Origin of the sequence: Amycolatopsis sp., from assembly GCF_035276945.1 — a bacterium.
In the GTDB taxonomy this organism is placed as follows: domain Bacteria; phylum Actinomycetota; class Actinomycetes; order Mycobacteriales; family Pseudonocardiaceae; genus Amycolatopsis_E.
In genome coordinates this window covers 125,654-141,323 of the sequence record NZ_DATELF010000171.1, presented here as the reverse complement: position 1 = coordinate 141,323, position 15,670 = coordinate 125,654, and the positions used below count along the sequence as shown (strand labels likewise).

Sequence of the window (15,670 nt, the reverse complement as noted above, 5' to 3'; positions counted from 1 at the left end):
CCACCACGAAAGAAGCCGATATGCAGTTCCACAAGTACGACGTGGTGATCGTGGGCGCGGGCGGCGCCGGGATGCGCGCCGCCATCGAGGCGGGCCAGCGGGCCCGCACCGCGGTCCTCACCAAGCTCTACCCGACCCGCTCGCACACCGGGGCCGCCCAGGGCGGCATGTGCGCGGCGCTGGCCAACGTCGAAGAGGACAACTGGGAATGGCACACCTTCGACACGGTCAAGGGCGGTGACTACCTGACCGACCAGGACGCGGCCGAGATCATGGCGAAGGAAGCCATCGACGCGGTGCTCGACCTGGAGAAGATGGGCCTGCCGTTCAACCGGACCCCGGAAGGCAAGATCGACCAGCGCCGGTTCGGCGGGCACACCCGTGACCACGGCAAGGCCGCGGTACGCCGGGCCTGTTACGCGGCCGACCGCACCGGCCACATGATCCTGCAGACGCTGTACCAGAACTGCGTCAAGCACGGCATCGAGTTCTTCAACGAGTTCTACGTGCTCGACATCGCGCTGACCGAGACCGAGGACGGCCCGGTCGCCTCCGGCGCGGTCGCCTACGAGCTGGCCACCGGTGAGATCCACGTCTTCCAGGCGAAGTCGATCGTGTTCGCGACCGGCGGTTTCGGCAAGGTCTTCAAGACCACGTCGAACGCCCACACGCTGACCGGCGACGGCATGGGCATCTACTACCGCAAGGGCCTGCCGCTGGAGGACATCGAGTTCTACCAGTTCCACCCGACCGGGCTGGCGGGCCTCGGCATCCTGCTCACCGAGGGCGCCCGGGGCGAGGGCGCGATCCTGCGCAACGCCGACGGCGAGCGGTTCATGGAGCGCTACGCCCCGACCATCAAGGACCTCGCGCCGCGCGACATCGTCGCCCGGTCGATGGTGCTGGAGGTGCTGGAAGGCCGGGGCGCGGGCCCGCACAAGGACTACGTGCTGCTGGACTGCACGCACCTCGGTGCCGAGGTGCTGGAGACGAAGCTGCCGGACATCACCGAGTTCGCCCGCACCTATCTGGGCGTCGACCCGGTGCACGAGCCGGTTCCGGTGTACCCGACCGCGCACTACGCGATGGGCGGCATCCCCACGAACGTGCACGGCGAAGCCTTGCAGGACAACGAAAAGGTGCTTCCCGGGCTGTACGCGGCGGGCGAGTGCGCGTGCGTGTCGGTGCACGGGGCGAACCGGCTCGGCACGAATTCGCTGCTGGACATCAACGTGTTCGGGCGCCGGGCGGGCATCGCGGCCGCCGAGTACGCCAAAGTGCACGACTTCGTCGACCTGCCGGAGAGCCCGGACAAACTGGTCGAGGGCATGGTCTCGCACCTGCGCACGGCAACCGGTGGGGAGCGGGTCGCCGACATCCGCACCGAACTGCAGCAGACCATGGACACCAACGCGGCGGTCTACCGCACCGAGGACACCCTCAAGACCGCGCTCACCGACATCCAGCGGCTCAAGGAGCGCTACGGCCGGATTTCGGTGCAGGACAAGGGAAAGCGGTACAACACCGACCTGCTCGAAGCGATCGAACTGGGCTTCCTGCTCGATCTCGCCGAGGCACTGGTCAACTCCGCCCTGGCGCGCAAGGAGTCCCGCGGCGGGCACGCCCGCGAGGACTACCCCAACCGCGACGACGTCAACTTCATGCGGCACTCGATGTCGTACAAGATGTTGCCGGAGAAGGAAGACCCGGACGCGCCACTGGGCCTGACGGGGTTCCTCGCCGACATCCGGCTGGACTACAAGCCGGTGGTTTTCACCCGGTACGAGCCGATGGAGCGTAAGTACTGATGACTGCGGTTAGGGAAGACACAGCACCTCACGACACGTCACAGATCCCGGCGCCGGAGGGCTCGGTCACCATCACGGTGAAGATCCTGCGGTTCAACCCCGAGGTCGACAGCGAACCGCACTGGGAGTCCTACGACGTCCCGGCGCTGCCCACGGACCGGGTGCTGAACCTGCTGTTCAGCATCAAGAACTATGTGGACGGCACGCTGTCCTTTCGGCGCTCGTGCGCGCACGGCATCTGCGGCTCGGACGCGATGCAGATCAACGGGATCAACCGGCTGGCGTGCAAGGTGCTGGTCAAGGACCTGCTCACCAAAAAGGACACAGCCGGTAAGCCCGCCACCGTCACCATCGCGCCGATCAAGGGCTTGCCCACGATGAAGGACCTCTATGTCGACATGGAGCCCTTCTTCGAGGCCTACCGCGCGGTGAAGCCGTATCTGATCGCCTACGGCAACGAGCCGACCCGCGAACGGATCCAGTCCCAGGCCGACCGCGAGCGGTTCGACGACACGACGAAGTGCATCCTGTGCGCGGCCTGCACCTCGTCCTGCCCGGTCTACTGGAACGACGGCTCGTACTTCGGGCCGGCCGCGATCGTCAACGCGCACCGGTTCATCTTCGACTCCCGGGACGAAGGCTCCGAGGAACGCCTCGACATCCTCAACGACGCCGAGGGCGTGTGGCGCTGCCGCACAACCTTCAACTGCACCGACGCCTGCCCTCGCGGCATCCAGGTGACCAAGGCGATCCAGGAAGTCAAGCGCGCCCTCCTCTTCAAGCGCGTCTGAAGCCGAACTCGGGCGTCGCCGAACCTGAACTCGCGCATCACGAACGAGGGACTCGCGCCGGTGGCGCGAGTCCCTCGTTCGCGGCCGTCACGTCACCGGTCAAGAGGCGGCCGAGGACTCCCGGTCACGTGCCGTGCGAAGACCACGCCAGCCGAGCACGCCGATGATCGTGCCCAGGGTGAAGGACACGATCGCCAGGATCAGGTGCACGACGAAAAACGAGGTCGCCGAACCGTCGGGCGCCCAGGACTGGTCACTGGCCCACAGGTTCTTGACGAACGTGATCCAGATGATCCACGACCACACGCCGAAGGCCAGCAGGAACAGCGATACGCGTCGAGACATGACTCGAGTATCCCCCGATCGATTCGGCATTCTTCACCAGGGAACACAGGCTGGTGAATTAATCTGCCCTGGTGCGCAACTCCGGTTTTTCCCTGGCACTCGTGCTCGCCCTGCTTTCCGGCCTCGCGGTGTTCGCCGCACCCGCCGCGTCGGCCCAGGGCGCCTGTCCCGACGGCCAGTCCCCGCCGCCCCCGATGGACACCTCGGAAAGACCGGCGCCAGGGCAGGCCGCCCCCGCGCCGCTGCCGGTACCCACCGAACCCGTCGGCGGCACCCGCATGGGTGAATGCGGGCTGGTCGTCCCCGCGGGAAGCCCGGCCCCGCCGGACACGACGGCGGTGTCGTGGGTGATCCAGGATCTCGACACCGGCGCGGTGGTCGCGGCGAAGAACCCGCACGCGCGGGAGCGGCCGGCGTCGCTGATCAAAACCCTGCTCGCGCTCGTGGCGATCAAGGATCTCCAACCGGACCAGGTCGTCGTCGCGACCCCGGAGGACGCCGGCCAGGAATGCACCTGCGTCGGCCTCGTCGCAGGCGGGTCCTACACCGTCGACCAATTGCTGCACGGCCTGCTGATGCATTCCGGCAACGATGTGGCACACGCGCTGGCGACGGCACTGGGCGGGGTGCCCGAGGCGGTGCGGAAGATGAACGACCTGGCCGCGTCCCTCGGCGCGACCGACACCCGGACGGCGACCCCGTCCGGCCTCGACGGCCCCGGCATGTCGTCCTCCGCGTACGACCTCAGCCTGATCTTCCACGCGGCGATGAAGGAGAAGGAGTTCGCCACCGTCGTCGCCACCCGTGCCTTCCAGTTCCCGGCCCAGCCGGTCAAACCGGCCTTCTCCATCGTCAACGACAACAGACTGCTCGGCGCGTACCCGGGCTTCCTCGGCGGGAAAACGGGGTTCACCGACGACGCCCGGCACACCTATGTGGGTGGTGCCGAGCAGGGCGGCACGCGGCTCGCCGTGGTGATGACGCGCGCCGAGCAGCGGCCGATCCCGGTCGTCAACCAGGCCGGCAAGTTGCTCGACTACGGCTTCGCGCTGGAAAAAACGGCTGCCCAACCGGTCGGCACCTTGCTGCAACCGTCCACTTCGACCGCCACGAACGACGCCGTGGGCTCGTCCCAGGTCGTGGCGGGCAAGGCGAACGCGGGCGGCGCGGCGAAGGCGGCCGGCTCTGACCCGTTCGGCCTCACCGGATGGCTGGTCACGCTCGTCGTCGCGGTGCTGATCGTGATCGGCTTCGTCATCGGCATCAGCCGCAAGAAGGACTCAACGCCTCCGCAGCCCTAGCCAGGCGAGCACCGCCCCGGCGCTGAAGGCGCCGGCCATCACACCGACGCCGGGTCCCTTCCGGACCTCCACGTTCGGCCGGATGACGGCGGGCGGGGGCGGCGGGACCCGGGTGACGATGTTCTCCTTCGCGGTGGCGGTCCACGCGGTCACGAACAGCAGGAACCGCGCGACCAGGTTGGCGAACACCAGCAACCCGATGATCGGGCCGAACAGGGCGCTCGCCGGTGAGGTCGTCACGGCGGACAGATACACCGTGGCGGCCTGCTTGAGCACCTCGAACCCGATCGCGGCGATGATCGCGCCCTTGATCGCGCTGCGGGCAGTGACGTGCTCGCGGGGCAGCCGAGAGAGCAGCCACAGGAACACGAGCATGTTGGCCAGCAACGAGAGCACGATGGTCGCCACCTTCAGCAGGAACAGCGCCCAACCCTCGTCTTCCAGCCCGGCCAGGCGCAGCAGGAAATTGCCGACACCGCTGCCGACCGCGGTCAGGCCGAACGAAACCACCAGGGCGATGCCAAGCCCGACCAGCGAGGCGAGGTCCTTGAGCGTGGTCGAGATCAGGGGCAGGTTGCGCCGCTCCTGTCCCCACTGCGCGGTCAGTGCGTCGCGGAGGTTGGTCATCCAGCCGAGCCCGGAGTAGAACGCCAGCAGCAGGCCGAAAATCCCGGTGGCGCCACGGGCGTTCAACGCGGCATCGATCAACTGGTTGAACAGTTGCCCCAGGCCGGGCGGCGTCGAGCGCAGGATGCCTTCCTTCAACTGGTTGAGCGCGGCCGCGTTGCCGGCGAGCACGAACCCGGCGACAGAGAAGCCGATCATCAGCAACGGGAAGAGGGAGAGCACACTGAAGTAGGTGATCGCGGCGGCGTAGTGGTTCCCGTAGTTCTCGGTGAAGGACTCACCGGCTCTGATCACATGGTCCAGCCACGAGTACTTCCTGCGCAGCCTGGGAACCAGCTTTTCCTTCTCCGCCACAGACGAAAGTTAGCTGTGAGCTGGACGTGAGACAAGTTGTACCCAACTGGTACGCACAGTACGCCTCGGTCCCGCCGGCGAGTCACGGCAGCACAGCGTCCACAGCGCGGCGCTCACCATCGATCCGCGGGGACCGGCGATTGGTGCGTTTCGTCCTGTGCCCCAAGCAAATCCCGGCCCCGCAACGACCGCTGGTAACACCCCCTCACCGTCCCGGGCCGCCGCCCTGGCCGCCCGCGCCCACCCGGACACCGCCGCCACCGCCGCCGGTCAGGCCCCGGTTGGTGGTGTTCGACGTCGGCAACGGCTGGCTCAGATCGGCCAGCACCACCTGTTCACCGGCACGCAGTCCCGACAGCACCTCGGTGGCCGCCGCCCCGACCACGCCCACGGTCACCCGCCGGACCTCCGGCTGGTCATTGACCAGGACGGTCACGGTCGCCGCCGCGCCCTGCAGGTGCACGGCCGAGGTCGGCACGGTCACCGCCGCCTCGGCGCTGCTGGTGACGATGGAAACCGAGGCGGTCGCGCCGGGAAAGAGTTGCCGCGCCGAGGAAGGCAGGGAGATCGTCACCGGATAGCTCGGGGATCCGGACGAGGTGGTGGTCGACAGCAGCCCGATCGCGGTGACCTGCCCGGTGATCGGCGTTCCGCTCCCGTCGGGGGTGACGCTCGCCGGCTGGCCCGGCTTGATCTGACCGGCCTGGGTGTCGCTCACCGCAGTGGTCACCTGGTCCGCGCCCGGGCCGATCACGACGATGTGCTGCCCGCTCGCCGGCTGGCCGACGGTGAAGCCGATCTGGGCGACCGTGCCGTCGATGGGGCTGACCAGGGTGGCCGCGGCCAGATTCTGTTGCGCCACCGAGACCTGCGCGTTGGCCGCGTCGATCGATGCCTGGTCGGCGGCTAGCTGTTCGGGCGAGATCGTGACGGTCTTCGTCGTGCCCGACGACCCGTTGCCCGATTTCGACGGGCTCCCGCCGGACCTCGACGAGGTTCCTCCCGACTTCGGCGGCGTCGGAGTCGTCGGTGTGGCTGCCTTGGGTTCGGGTTGCCGACTCGACGCGCCCTTCGCCAAGGTCTCAGAAAGCGCGTTCTCCGCGTCGGCGAGCTTCTGCTCGTCGACGGCGGTCGTGTGCTGGGCGTCCTGCGCCTGCTGGATCGCCGTGGTGCAGGCATCGACGTCGTTCTGCGTGGGCGGCGTCGTGGTGGCCGTTTTCTGCGTACTCGGCTGCACGATCGGCTGGCACGCCTTCTGCTGCTCGGCGAGCGCCGCGGTGGCCGCGGTGAGGTCGAGATCCACCTGGTGCTGCGCCGAAGTGACCGCGTCCTGCTGCGACTTCAGGTCCGCCGAAGGCGCCGACGTACCTGTGACGTACAGCGCCGGAGTCACCCGGCCGGAACCGCTCGTGGTGGCGGAGGTCTGCCCCGACTGGTCGGCGGCGAGCTTCGCCTGCGCACTGGCCAAAGTGGACTGCGCGCTGGCGACCTGACCCGCCGGCGAGGTGGTGTCCAGCTGCACGAGCGGCTGACCGGTCGTCACCTGCTGGCCCACCTGGACGGGAATCGAGGCCACCTGGCCCGAGGTCGGAAAGGACATCGTGGCCTGGCTGACCGGTTCGATCGTGCCGGTTCCCTCGAGGGTCGCGCGCACCGAGGCCGGTCCCGCGACGGCGGTCCGGTAGCCGGGAGCCGGCGAACCGGTCGAGGCCCAGACCGCCGCGCCGCCCCCGGCGATCAGCAGAACCGCGACGAGCAGCAGGATCCGCCGTAAGCGCTTACCCATTCCCGTTCCCGTTCCCGTTGCGCTGCCGCCCGTCGGCACAACCGTTCGGCCCGGCCTGGCTGATCGCGATCGTCCGCGCCGTCACGGCACCGGTGTCGTCGGTCTGCCCGTTCGCGGCCACGCACTCCCCCACCTTGAGCGCGCTCGCGTCGGCGGAGGCGGACTTGGTGTAGGTCGTGCCGGCATCGACCGTGACCTGAACGTCCGTGGTCGCTCCGGTCTGCCGGTTGTCCTCCTGCACGGTGAATCCGGTGCTGGTCACCGCGGTCACCTTGCCGGCCGCGCGCCCGCCGTTGCGGTTGCCGCCGGAAGGCCGCGGAGCCGTGCTGCCGGAGGACCGGCCACCGCCCCCGTTCTGCGGCCGCAGGCCGCCGCCCAGCGCACAACTGTCCCCGCCGGCCGCGGTGATCGCGACGGTCCGCGCCACGATCGGCGTGCCGGTACCGGCCACGATCACGCACGAGCCCTGCGTGACATCGGCCAGGGTCCCGGAAGCCTGGTTGGTGAACGTGGTGCTGCCGGAAAACTTCACGGTGACCTGTCCGCCGTTGTTCTGGACCTGGATGTCGGACGGATCGACGGCGGCGATCTTGCCCGAGGCGGCCGGGCCACCGCGCGCGCCGGAACTCCGGCTCGGCAGCTGGCTTGCCGGCGCCGCGGCCCCGGTGCTCGTGGTGCCGCAGGCGGTCAGGGCCAGCACGAGCGCGCCGCCGAGCGCGATCGTCGCGAGCGATCGATGGATCATCATGTTCTCCTATTCGCTACGCAGCGCGTCGATGGGCGCCAGCCGGGCGGCCCGGCTCGCCGGATACACGCCGAAGATCAGTCCGATCGCGATCGCGGTGAGAATCGCGATCGCGGTGGCGGACGGCGAAACCGATATCTGGATGCCCACCAGGTGGGGCAGGATCAGCGCTCCCGCGATGCCGAGCAGCACGCCGAGCAGCCCCCCGGACAGGCCCAGCACCGAAGCTTCGACCATGAACTGGCGGCGGATCACCACCGGGCTGGCGCCCACCGCCTTGCGCAGGCCGATTTCCCTGATCCGCTCGGTGACCGAGACGAGCATGATGTTCATCACGCCGATCCCGCCGACCAGCAGGGAGATCGCGGCGACCCCGCCGAGCAGCACGGTCAGCGTCTGCGTCACCGAACTCGCCGTGTCGAGCAGGGATTCCTGGCTGGCGATGGTGAAATCCGCGTTCGCGCTGTCGGTGATGTGGTGCAAGGCCAGCAGTTCCTGGTTCGCCTCCTGGTAGGCGGCGGACAAACCGTCCGATGTGGACGCTTGCAGGTAGATCGCCTGCACCGAGGTGCGGTTGCCGCCGCCGATCAGCCGGTCGGCGGCGGTGCTGATCGGCACGATCGCCTGGTCGTCCTGGTTCTGCGCGGTGGACGAGGTGCCCGCCGAATTCAGCACGCCGACCACCGTGAACGGCAGCCCGCCGATGGTCACGGTCCGCCCGACCGCGTTGGTGCTGCCGAAAAGTTCCTCCGCGGTGGCCGGCCCGAGCACCACGTTCGCGGCCTCGCTCGTGATGTCCGCATCGGTGAGGAACCGTCCTTCGGCAACCGATCGCGCCCGCACGGGTTCCCAGGCAGGTGTGGTCCCGACCACCGACGTGGTCCAGGTGGTCGCGCCCGCCGACAGCGCCGTGCTCCGCGTCGTCGTCGGCGCGACCGCGGCGATGTCCGGCGCTACGCCCGGGGTGGCCAGCGCGTTCGCGTCGCGCACGGTCAGCGTGGTCGCGGACCCGGCACCGCCCCGCACACCGGTGCTGTTCGTCGTGCTGCCCGGGGAGACCACCAGCAGGTTCGTGCCCAGCGAGTTGATCGCCGAAGCGACCTGAGCCTGCGCGCCCTCACCGAGCCCCACGGTGAGGATCACCGCACCGATCCCGATCAGGATGCCGAGCATGGTCAGCGCGGACCGCAGCCGGTGCGACCGGATGGCCTCCAGGCTTGTGCGCAGGGTTTCCAACCAGCTCACCGGGCCGCTCCCGTGTCCGACTCGACAAGCCCGTCGCGCAGCCGCACCACACGCTGGGCGTGGGCCGCGACGTCTTCTTCATGCGTGATCAGCACGATCGTGTGGCCGTCGTCGTTCAGTTCCTCGAAGACCGACAGCACGTCGGCGGTCGCCGTGGAGTCCAGCGCGCCGGTCGGCTCGTCGGCCAGCACCATCGAGGGCCGGTTGACCAGTGCCCTGGCCAGCGCGACCCGGGACTGCTGGCCGCCGGACAACTCGTTCGGCCGGTGCTCGATCCGCTCACCGAGGCCGACCCGGTTGAGCAGTTCGATCGCCCTGGCCTTGCGCTCGGCCCGGCGGACGCCCGCGTAGCTGAGTGGGAGTTCGACGTTGCGCCACGCGGTCAACGCGGGGAGCAGGTTGAACTGCTGGAACACGAAACCGATGCGCCGGTTGCGGATCACCGCGAGGTCCACTTCGGACAAATGGCCGACGTCCTCGCCGGCCAGCAGGTAACTGCCGGTGGTGAGCGTGTCCAGGCAACCGAGGATGTGCATCAGGGTGGACTTGCCGGACCCGGACGGTCCCATGATCGCCACGTACTCGCCCGCCTCGACGCGCAGGGAAACCCCACGCAGCGCCTCGACTTCGATTGCGCCGGTGGAGTAGACCTTCCGCACGTCGCGGATGTCGATCACCGGTTCGGCTGCGGCCCTGGCGTCGCGGGGCAAAGCCGGATATTCCGCCGTTGTCATCCTCGTCAGCCCCCGAACCCGCCGCCACGGAAGCCGCCACCACCGCCGAAGCCGCCGGTACCGCCCCGCCCGGGGCGGTTGCCATTCCCGGTACCACCGGTCCCGTTCCCGGTGCGAGCACCCGCGGTGATCCCGCTGACCATCACCTGGTCCCCTTCGGCCAGTCCACTGAGGACCTGCGTCATCCCGCCCGCGACGAGGCCCGTGGTGATCGCGCGGGTTTCCTGCCGCGTGCCGCTCAGCACGTCGACCGTCGCCTTCCCGCTGTTGTAGTGCACGGCGGTGCTCGGCACGGCGAGCACGTCGGCGAGCTGCTTGACGATGATCGACACCGTGGCGCCCGCGCCGGCGATGAGACCGGAAGGGTTGCCGGTCACGCCGATGGTGACCGGGTAGCTCGGCACCGAGGAGGACCCGGAAGCCATCACCGCGACCGAGCCGACCGTGCCGTAGACCGGGGTGGTCGATCCGTTCGGCGTGATGACCGCCTGATCACCGGTGTGCACCTGGCCCACCTCCGTATCGTCGACGCTGGCGTTGACCACGTAGGAGCCGGTGGAGATCACCGTGATCTGAGCCGAACTCGAACTCGAGGACGAGGACGAGGACGATCCGCTGCTCTGCCCGCCGCCCGCACCACCGGCGCCGGACTGGGAGCTCGGCCCGCTGCCCGAGGAGGACGTCGGAGACGAGTTCGAGCCGCCCGAGGAAACCTGCTGGCCCACGGCGAGGTTCACGACCGCGACCGTGCCCGCGATCGGCGAGGTCATCGTCGCCTGGTTGAGCGCGTTCTGGGCGTTGGTCAACTGGTTCTGCGCCGCCGTGATGGCCGCGTTGTCCGCGTTGATCTGGGCCGAGGACGCGCGGTTGGACTGGTCGGAGGCCAGCTTCGACTGGTTCGAGGCGAGCGTGGACTGCGCCTGCGCCACGGCGGCCTGCAGCGACGCGGACTGCACCGTGGCCAGCGCCTGCCCGGCGGTGACCGGCTGGCCGACGGTCACGTTCACCGCGGTCACCTGCCCGGAAACCCCGAAGTTCAGGTCGCTTCGCTGGGTGGGCTGGATCGTTCCCGACGAGGACACGGTCTGGCGGAGCGTGGTCACACTCGCGGGCACCAGCCGGTAACTGGGCGCGGCCGAGGTCGGGCGGACGGCTGTCCAGATGATCACACCCGCGGCCGCGACGACGAACACGACGGCCGAGACGATGACCCATCGTCTTTTCTTCTGCAGTGTGGCGAGCACTGCAGAAGCATGTCGGCTCTTTCTGAAACGAGTCTGAGAAAGAGCTATGTTTTCCTGTGAATCAGCTATGTTCGCCGATTACCGGACCGCCGGCAAAAACCCGACCCGGTCGTAGACGAGCGAAAGAGTTTCCACGGACACCGCGCGCGCCCGCTCCGCGCCGCGAGCGAGCACCTTGTCCAGTTCGGAGAGATCCTCCAAATACGAACGAACGCGCTCCTGGAAGGGCGCGACGAATTCGACGAGAATTTCCGCGAGGTCCTTTTTGAGGTCGCCGTACCCCTTGCCCGAGTAGTCCGACTCCAGCTCCGGGACGGAGCGGTCGGTGAGCGCGGAGTAAATGGTCAGCAGGTTGGACACGCCCGCCTTGTGCTCGGGATCGAAAACGATCTCCCGGCCGGTGTCGGTGACCGCGGACCGGATCTTCTTCGCCGAGCGCTTGGGGTCCTCCAGCAGTTCGATGATGCCGTTCGGCGAGGACGCCGACTTGCTCATCTTCGCCGTCGGGTCCTGCAGGTCGAAGATCTTCGCGGTGTCCTTGACGATGTAGGGCTCCGGTACGGTGAAGGTCTTGCCGAACCGGTGGTTGAAGCGCTGCGCGAGGTCTCGCGACAGCTCCAGGTGCTGCCGCTGGTCCTCGCCCACCGGCACCGCGTTGGCCTGGTAGAGCAGGATGTCCGCGGCCTGCAGGACCGGATAGGTGAACAGCCCGACGCTGGCGCGGTCGGTGCCCTGCTTGGCGGCCTTGTCCTTGAACTGGGTCATCCGGCCGGCCTCACCGAACCCGGTCAGGCACTCCAGCACCCACGACAGCTGGGCGTGCTCGGGAACGTGGCTCTGCACGAACAGCGCGCTACGATCCGGGTCGACACCGAGCGCGAGCAACTGCGCGGCGGAGACACGGGTCCGCTCGCGGAGCACTTTCGGGTCGTGTTCGACCGTGATCGCGTGCAGGTCGACCACCATGTAGAAGGTCTCGTGCGTGTCCTGCAACCGCACCCACTGACGGACCGCACCGAGGTAGTTGCCGAGATGGAAGGAGTCGGCGGTCGGCTGGATTCCGGAGAGCACCCGCAACCGGGCGTCACTTTCCCTGACTTCGGACACGCCGCTCATCTTCGCAGGCGAACCCGGGGAAGGGTACGAAGGGGCGCCTGCGTGCTAGGCGGTGCGGCGGTACGAGCCGAAGGCCGGGTCCTCGACGGGCGCGGGAGCCGGCGGCATTTCCGGCATCTCCTCGACGGCGGCCTGGGACTTGCGGCGCTGGCGCAGCACACCGAGCGCCATGCCGAGGATGCCGAGCGCCACGGCGGCCAGGCCCACCGGGCCCAGCAGGCCGAACGGCAGGGTGTCCGCCTTGGCCTGCACGGTCGTGTTCTCGGCGGCCGCGGCGACACCGGTGTTGGTGGCCAGTACGGCCACCAGAACCACGCTCACGCGCAGCAGGGTTGTTCGGTTGCGCACCCGGGTTCCTCCCGCGAGACTACCGTTTCAGGACCGAGTTCACCCGAAGGGTGGACCATGCCTGGATGAAAACTACCTAGCGTGTCAAGCTTGCCGTTTTCGATCACCTGGCGGGCCAAAGGGTAGCGCCCATCCGCGTACTCCCCGCAGGGGGTCACGCGATCGGCGTACAAGGCGCACAATGCGAGTCATGTGCCGCAGCATCAAGACCCTCAGGCCGCCCTTCGCCGAGCAGGTGACCAGCACGGACATCCGGGCCGCCGCCTTGCAGTACGTCCGCAAGGTCTCCGGTTTCCACCGGCCCGCCGCTCACAACGCCGAGGCCTTCGAGCGCGCCGTGGACGCGATCGAAGAGGCCACCGCCGAACTCCTCGCCTCCCTCCAGGTCCGGGGCGCGCGAGCCTGACTCCTACGCCCAAGGGTGAGCCCGGAGACGTGGGATGCCGGTGAGGCGACACACCGACAACTTCTCCTGTCTTGACAAGTTTTATTTTCGGTGCGACGGTGGACGCATGCTCGAAGTCGCCGTGATCGAGGACCCGGCCGCCGCCGAGGTCACGCTGGACCCCGTCCGGGCCAGGCTGCTGGCCGCGCTGGCCGAGCCCGGCTCGGCCACCACGCTGGCGGCTCAGGTCGGCCTGGCACGCCAGAAGGTCAACTATCACCTGCGTGCCCTCGAACGGCACGGCCTGGTCGAGCTCGTGGAGGAACGGAAGAAGGGGAATGTCACCGAACGGGTGCTGCGGGCCACCGCCGCCTCGTACGTGATCTCCCCGACCGCACTCGCCGATCTCGCCCCCGACCCGGGCCGCGCACCGGACCAGCTCTCCGCTCGCTGGCTGCTCGCGCTCGCGGCCAGGCTGGTGCGCGAGGTCGGTGAGCTGATCACCGGTGCCACGGCCGCGCGAAAGCGGTTGGCCACCTACGCCGTCGACGCCGAAATCCGGTTCGCCGGCGCCGCCGACCGCGCCGCCTTCGCCGAGGAACTCGGTACCGCGGTGAAGGATTTGGTCGGCAAATACCACGACGAGAAGGCCGAAGGCGGCCGGAAGCACCGGCTCGTCGTCGCCCTGCATCCCAGCCTGAAGCCCAAGGAGGAATAGAAAATGTCCAAGCAGTTCGAGATCCGGCGCGAGGTTGTGCTGCCCGCCACGCCCGAGCAGGTGTACGCCGCGATCACCACCGGTCAGGCGAACTGGATGTTCCCGGTGCCGAGCGTGCCCGCGCGGGTGGCGGAACCGCCCGAGCGGTACGAGGTCCGCGTCGACGGCGAGGACGGCTGGTTCAACGCGCTGGAGTACGTCATCGAGGCGCGTGAAGGTGGCAGCGCGGTGCTGCGCTATGTCCACAGTGGAGTGCTCACCGACGACTGGGACAACCAGTACGACGGCGCGAGCAGGCACACCGACTTCTACCTGCACACGCTCGGCGAGTATCTGGCCCGCTTCCCAGGTCGCACGGCGACCTACGTCTCCGTTTCCGGACCGGAAAAGTCGAGCGACCCGAAGGCGTTGGAGACGCTCAAGACCGCGCTCGGCCTGACCGCGGAGTCCCGCGAAGGCGACGCTGTGCGAATCGACCTGCCCGGGCTCGGCTCGATCGAAACCGAAGTGGACTACCTCAACCAGTACTTCGTCGGCCTTTGCGGCGAAGACGCGCTGTACCGCTTCTTCGGCCGCAACAACTTCGGGGGCACCGTCGACGCCGCCCACCACCTGTTCGGCGAGAGCGCCGACCGGGAGAAGACCGAGCACGCCTGGCGTGGCTGGCTGGAGGGAGTGTTCGCCGCGTGAGCGGAAAGCGCAGCGCCGGAATCCTCTTGTACCGCAGGGAAAACGGCACCGAGGTCCTGCTCGGGCACATGGGCGGCCCGTTCTGGGCCCGGCGCGACGCCGGTGCTTGGTCCATACCAAAGGGCGAGTACGAACCGGACGAGACACCGGAGGGCGCCGCCCGCCGGGAATTCCAGGAAGAACTCGGACTCGAAGTGCCCTCCGGGGAACTGGCGGACCTCGGCACGGTCCGCCAGTCCGGCGGCAAGGTCGTCACCGCCTGGGCTCTCGAAGGCGAAATCGACCTGGACCAGGTCGTGCCCGGAACCTTCGAACTGGAGTGGCCGAAGGGGTCGGGCCGGATGCGGGAATTCCCGGAGGTGGACCGGGTCGAGTGGTTCGATCTCGCCCTGGCCCGGGAAAAGATCGTGGGCGGCCAGCGCCCCTTCCTCGACCGCCTCGCCGACCTCCTGCGCACCTGACCGCGAGTCCCCCACTCGCGCTGTGCGAGTTCTACGTTCCCGGTGCGAGCGAGTGCGGGACTCGCGCGGCCGATGCGGGACCCACACAGCGCGCGGGTGGGGCTCGCGAGGCTGGCGCTATCCGGGGAAATGCCAGTCGAAGGTGGCGGTCACGGGCGCGTGGTCCGACCAGCGGGCGTCGTAGGTCTCGGCCCGCTCCACCACCACCGACGTGCATCTGTCCGCCAAGCGAGGCGTGGTACAGACCAGGTCGATCCGCCAGCCCGCGTCGTTGTCGAACGCCTTGCCCCGGTAGGACCACCAGGTGTAGGGACCGGGGCCTTCGGGATCGAGCTTGCGCTGCACGTCGACATAGCCGGCCTCGTCGAAGACCCGGCCAAGCCACGCGCGCTCCTCGGGCAGGAAACCCGAGTTCTTCTGGTTGCCCTTCCAGTTTTTCAGATCGATCCCGGCGTGCGCGATGTTCCAGTCGCCGGCCACGATCACCTCGGCACCGGCCGCTTCGGACTTGCCGCGAAGTTCGGCCAGGTAAGGCAGGAACGCGGCCATGAACCGTTCCTTCTCGTCCTGGCGAGGAGTGCCGACGTCACCACTGGGCAGGTAGAGGCTGGCCACCACCAGTCCCGGGAGATGCACTTCGAGGTACCGACCGCTGTCCTCGAACTCGGGCTCGCCGAACCCGACGCGGACCTCCTCGGGCTCTACCCTGCTGTACACCGACACGCCGTTGCGCCCCTTCGCCGAGCAGGGCGCATGCCGCGCGTGCCAGCCCCGCGGCGCCACCACGTCCGGCGGCAGTTGGCTGGACTCGGCGCGAATCTCCTGGCAGGCGACCACGTCGGCCCCGCTGGCGGCGAGCCACTCGACGAAGCCCTTCTTGGCGGCGGCGCGCATGCCGTTGACGTTCACGGTGGAGACGGTGAGCACGCGTGGAAGGCTACCCGTGGCCACCGACGCCGGGCCGTTCCGGTT

General features: G+C 68.7%; 17 protein-coding genes. 7 read left to right on the top strand and 10 right to left on the bottom strand.

Annotation, left to right across the window (positions count from 1 at the left end; translation table 11 throughout):
• The first annotated feature begins 20 nt into the window (after nt 1–20).
• Together sdhA and VJT49_RS31180 are read left to right on the top strand one after the other, a co-directional pair.
• Nucleotides 21–1,808 carry a succinate dehydrogenase flavoprotein subunit gene (gene sdhA, locus VJT49_RS31185; protein ID WP_324168546.1) on the top strand — a complete coding sequence of 596 codons (1,788 nt, stop codon included), beginning with the start codon at nt 21–23 and terminating at the stop codon, nt 1,806–1,808.
• Nucleotides 1,808–2,599: a succinate dehydrogenase iron-sulfur subunit gene (locus tag VJT49_RS31180; protein WP_324168545.1), complete on the top strand. Its 792-nt coding sequence runs from the start codon at nt 1,808–1,810 to the stop codon at nt 2,597–2,599. Before sdhA ends, VJT49_RS31180 begins: the two co-directional genes overlap by 1 nt.
• 99 nt (nt 2,600–2,698) lie before the next feature.
• Here VJT49_RS31180 and VJT49_RS31175 read toward each other — a convergent pair whose 3' ends face one another.
• Nucleotides 2,699–2,944 carry an SCO4848 family membrane protein gene (locus VJT49_RS31175; protein ID WP_324168544.1) on the bottom strand — a complete coding sequence of 82 codons (246 nt, stop codon included), beginning with the start codon at nt 2,942–2,944 and terminating at the stop codon, nt 2,699–2,701.
• 71 nt (nt 2,945–3,015) lie between these two features.
• Here VJT49_RS31175 and VJT49_RS31170 point away from each other — a divergent pair, with 71 nt between their 5' ends.
• Entirely contained in the window at nt 3,016–4,245 is a 1,230-nt protein-coding gene (locus VJT49_RS31170; RefSeq protein ID WP_414636125.1) for a D-alanyl-D-alanine carboxypeptidase family protein, read from the top strand.
• On the opposite strand, the gene yhjD is transcribed toward VJT49_RS31170, so the two are convergent.
• The 8 genes from yhjD to VJT49_RS31130 all read right to left on the bottom strand — a co-directional run bounded on the left by yhjD (nt 4,225) and on the right by VJT49_RS31130 (nt 12,444).
• Nucleotides 4,225–5,226, bottom strand: a complete 1,002-nt coding sequence (gene yhjD / locus VJT49_RS31165) for an inner membrane protein YhjD (protein WP_324168543.1) — start codon at nt 5,224–5,226, stop codon at nt 4,225–4,227. The genes VJT49_RS31170 and yhjD overlap by 21 nt on opposite strands.
• A 205-nt stretch (nt 5,227–5,431) precedes the next feature.
• Nucleotides 5,432–7,012 carry an efflux RND transporter periplasmic adaptor subunit gene (locus VJT49_RS31160; protein ID WP_324168542.1) on the bottom strand — a complete coding sequence of 527 codons (1,581 nt, stop codon included), beginning with the start codon at nt 7,010–7,012 and terminating at the stop codon, nt 5,432–5,434.
• Nucleotides 7,005–7,757 carry a DUF5666 domain-containing protein gene (locus VJT49_RS31155; protein ID WP_324168541.1) on the bottom strand — a complete coding sequence of 251 codons (753 nt, stop codon included), beginning with the start codon at nt 7,755–7,757 and terminating at the stop codon, nt 7,005–7,007. Before VJT49_RS31155 ends, VJT49_RS31160 begins: the two co-directional genes overlap by 8 nt.
• A 9-nt stretch (nt 7,758–7,766) precedes the next feature.
• Nucleotides 7,767–9,002, bottom strand: a complete 1,236-nt coding sequence (locus tag VJT49_RS31150; protein ID WP_324168540.1) for an ABC transporter permease — start codon at nt 9,000–9,002, stop codon at nt 7,767–7,769.
• Nucleotides 8,999–9,736 (bottom strand): ABC transporter ATP-binding protein, encoded by a 738-nt coding sequence (locus VJT49_RS31145; RefSeq protein WP_324168539.1) that lies wholly within the window; start codon nt 9,734–9,736, stop codon nt 8,999–9,001. Before VJT49_RS31145 ends, VJT49_RS31150 begins: the two co-directional genes overlap by 4 nt.
• A gap of 5 nt (nt 9,737–9,741) precedes the next feature.
• The gene (locus VJT49_RS31140) at nt 9,742–10,980 is read right to left on the bottom strand and encodes an efflux RND transporter periplasmic adaptor subunit (RefSeq protein ID WP_324168538.1); all 1,239 of its coding nucleotides are present in this window, start codon (nt 10,978–10,980) and stop codon (nt 9,742–9,744) included.
• A gap of 78 nt (nt 10,981–11,058) precedes the next feature.
• Nucleotides 11,059–12,087, bottom strand: coding sequence for a tryptophan--tRNA ligase (gene trpS, locus VJT49_RS31135; protein ID WP_324168537.1), 1,029 nt, complete (start codon nt 12,085–12,087; stop codon nt 11,059–11,061).
• A 54-nt stretch (nt 12,088–12,141) separates the two neighbouring features.
• Nucleotides 12,142–12,444, bottom strand: coding sequence for a hypothetical protein (locus tag VJT49_RS31130; protein WP_324168536.1), 303 nt, complete (start codon nt 12,442–12,444; stop codon nt 12,142–12,144).
• Between the two features lie 190 nt (nt 12,445–12,634).
• Here VJT49_RS31130 and VJT49_RS31125 point away from each other — a divergent pair, with 190 nt between their 5' ends.
• The 4 genes from VJT49_RS31125 to VJT49_RS31110 all read left to right on the top strand — a co-directional run bounded on the left by VJT49_RS31125 (nt 12,635) and on the right by VJT49_RS31110 (nt 14,698).
• Entirely contained in the window at nt 12,635–12,850 is a 216-nt protein-coding gene (locus VJT49_RS31125; protein ID WP_324168535.1) for a DUF2277 domain-containing protein, read from the top strand.
• A 106-nt stretch (nt 12,851–12,956) separates the two neighbouring features.
• Nucleotides 12,957–13,547 carry a helix-turn-helix domain-containing protein gene (locus VJT49_RS31120; RefSeq protein WP_324168534.1) on the top strand — a complete coding sequence of 197 codons (591 nt, stop codon included), beginning with the start codon at nt 12,957–12,959 and terminating at the stop codon, nt 13,545–13,547.
• Nucleotides 13,548–13,550: 3 nt separating this feature from the next.
• On the top strand, nt 13,551–14,237 hold the full coding sequence (locus VJT49_RS31115) for an SRPBCC domain-containing protein (RefSeq protein ID WP_324168533.1): 687 nt from the start codon (nt 13,551–13,553) through the stop codon (nt 14,235–14,237).
• Complete coding sequence (locus tag VJT49_RS31110) at nt 14,234–14,698, top strand: NUDIX domain-containing protein (protein WP_324168532.1); 465 nt, start codon at nt 14,234–14,236, stop codon at nt 14,696–14,698. Before VJT49_RS31115 ends, VJT49_RS31110 begins: the two co-directional genes overlap by 4 nt.
• Nucleotides 14,699–14,815: 117 nt before the next feature.
• On the opposite strand, the gene VJT49_RS31105 is transcribed toward VJT49_RS31110, so the two are convergent.
• Nucleotides 14,816–15,625 (bottom strand): exodeoxyribonuclease III, encoded by an 810-nt coding sequence (locus VJT49_RS31105; protein ID WP_324168531.1) that lies wholly within the window; start codon nt 15,623–15,625, stop codon nt 14,816–14,818.
• Nucleotides 15,626–15,670 lie beyond the last annotated feature (45 nt).

Excerpts from the sequence above, each read along its gene's own strand:
- sdhA (WP_324168546.1), top strand. The coding sequence starts at position 21 with ATGCAGTTCCACAAGTACGACGTGGTGATCGTGGGCGCGGGCGGCGCC.
- VJT49_RS31180 (WP_324168545.1), top strand. The coding sequence starts at position 1,808 with ATGACTGCGGTTAGGGAAGACACAGCACCTCACGACACGTCACAGATC.
- VJT49_RS31175 (WP_324168544.1), bottom strand. The coding sequence starts at position 2,944 with ATGTCTCGACGCGTATCGCTGTTCCTGCTGGCCTTCGGCGTGTGGTCG.
- VJT49_RS31160 (WP_324168542.1), bottom strand. The coding sequence starts at position 7,012 with ATGGGTAAGCGCTTACGGCGGATCCTGCTGCTCGTCGCGGTTCTGCTG.
- VJT49_RS31155 (WP_324168541.1), bottom strand. The coding sequence starts at position 7,757 with ATGATCCATCGATCGCTCGCGACGATCGCGCTCGGCGGCGCGCTCGTG.
- VJT49_RS31145 (WP_324168539.1), bottom strand. The coding sequence starts at position 9,736 with ATGACAACGGCGGAATATCCGGCTTTGCCCCGCGACGCCAGGGCCGCA.
- VJT49_RS31125 (WP_324168535.1), top strand. The coding sequence starts at position 12,635 with ATGTGCCGCAGCATCAAGACCCTCAGGCCGCCCTTCGCCGAGCAGGTG.
- VJT49_RS31120 (WP_324168534.1), top strand. The coding sequence starts at position 12,957 with ATGCTCGAAGTCGCCGTGATCGAGGACCCGGCCGCCGCCGAGGTCACG.
- VJT49_RS31115 (WP_324168533.1), top strand. The coding sequence starts at position 13,551 with ATGTCCAAGCAGTTCGAGATCCGGCGCGAGGTTGTGCTGCCCGCCACG.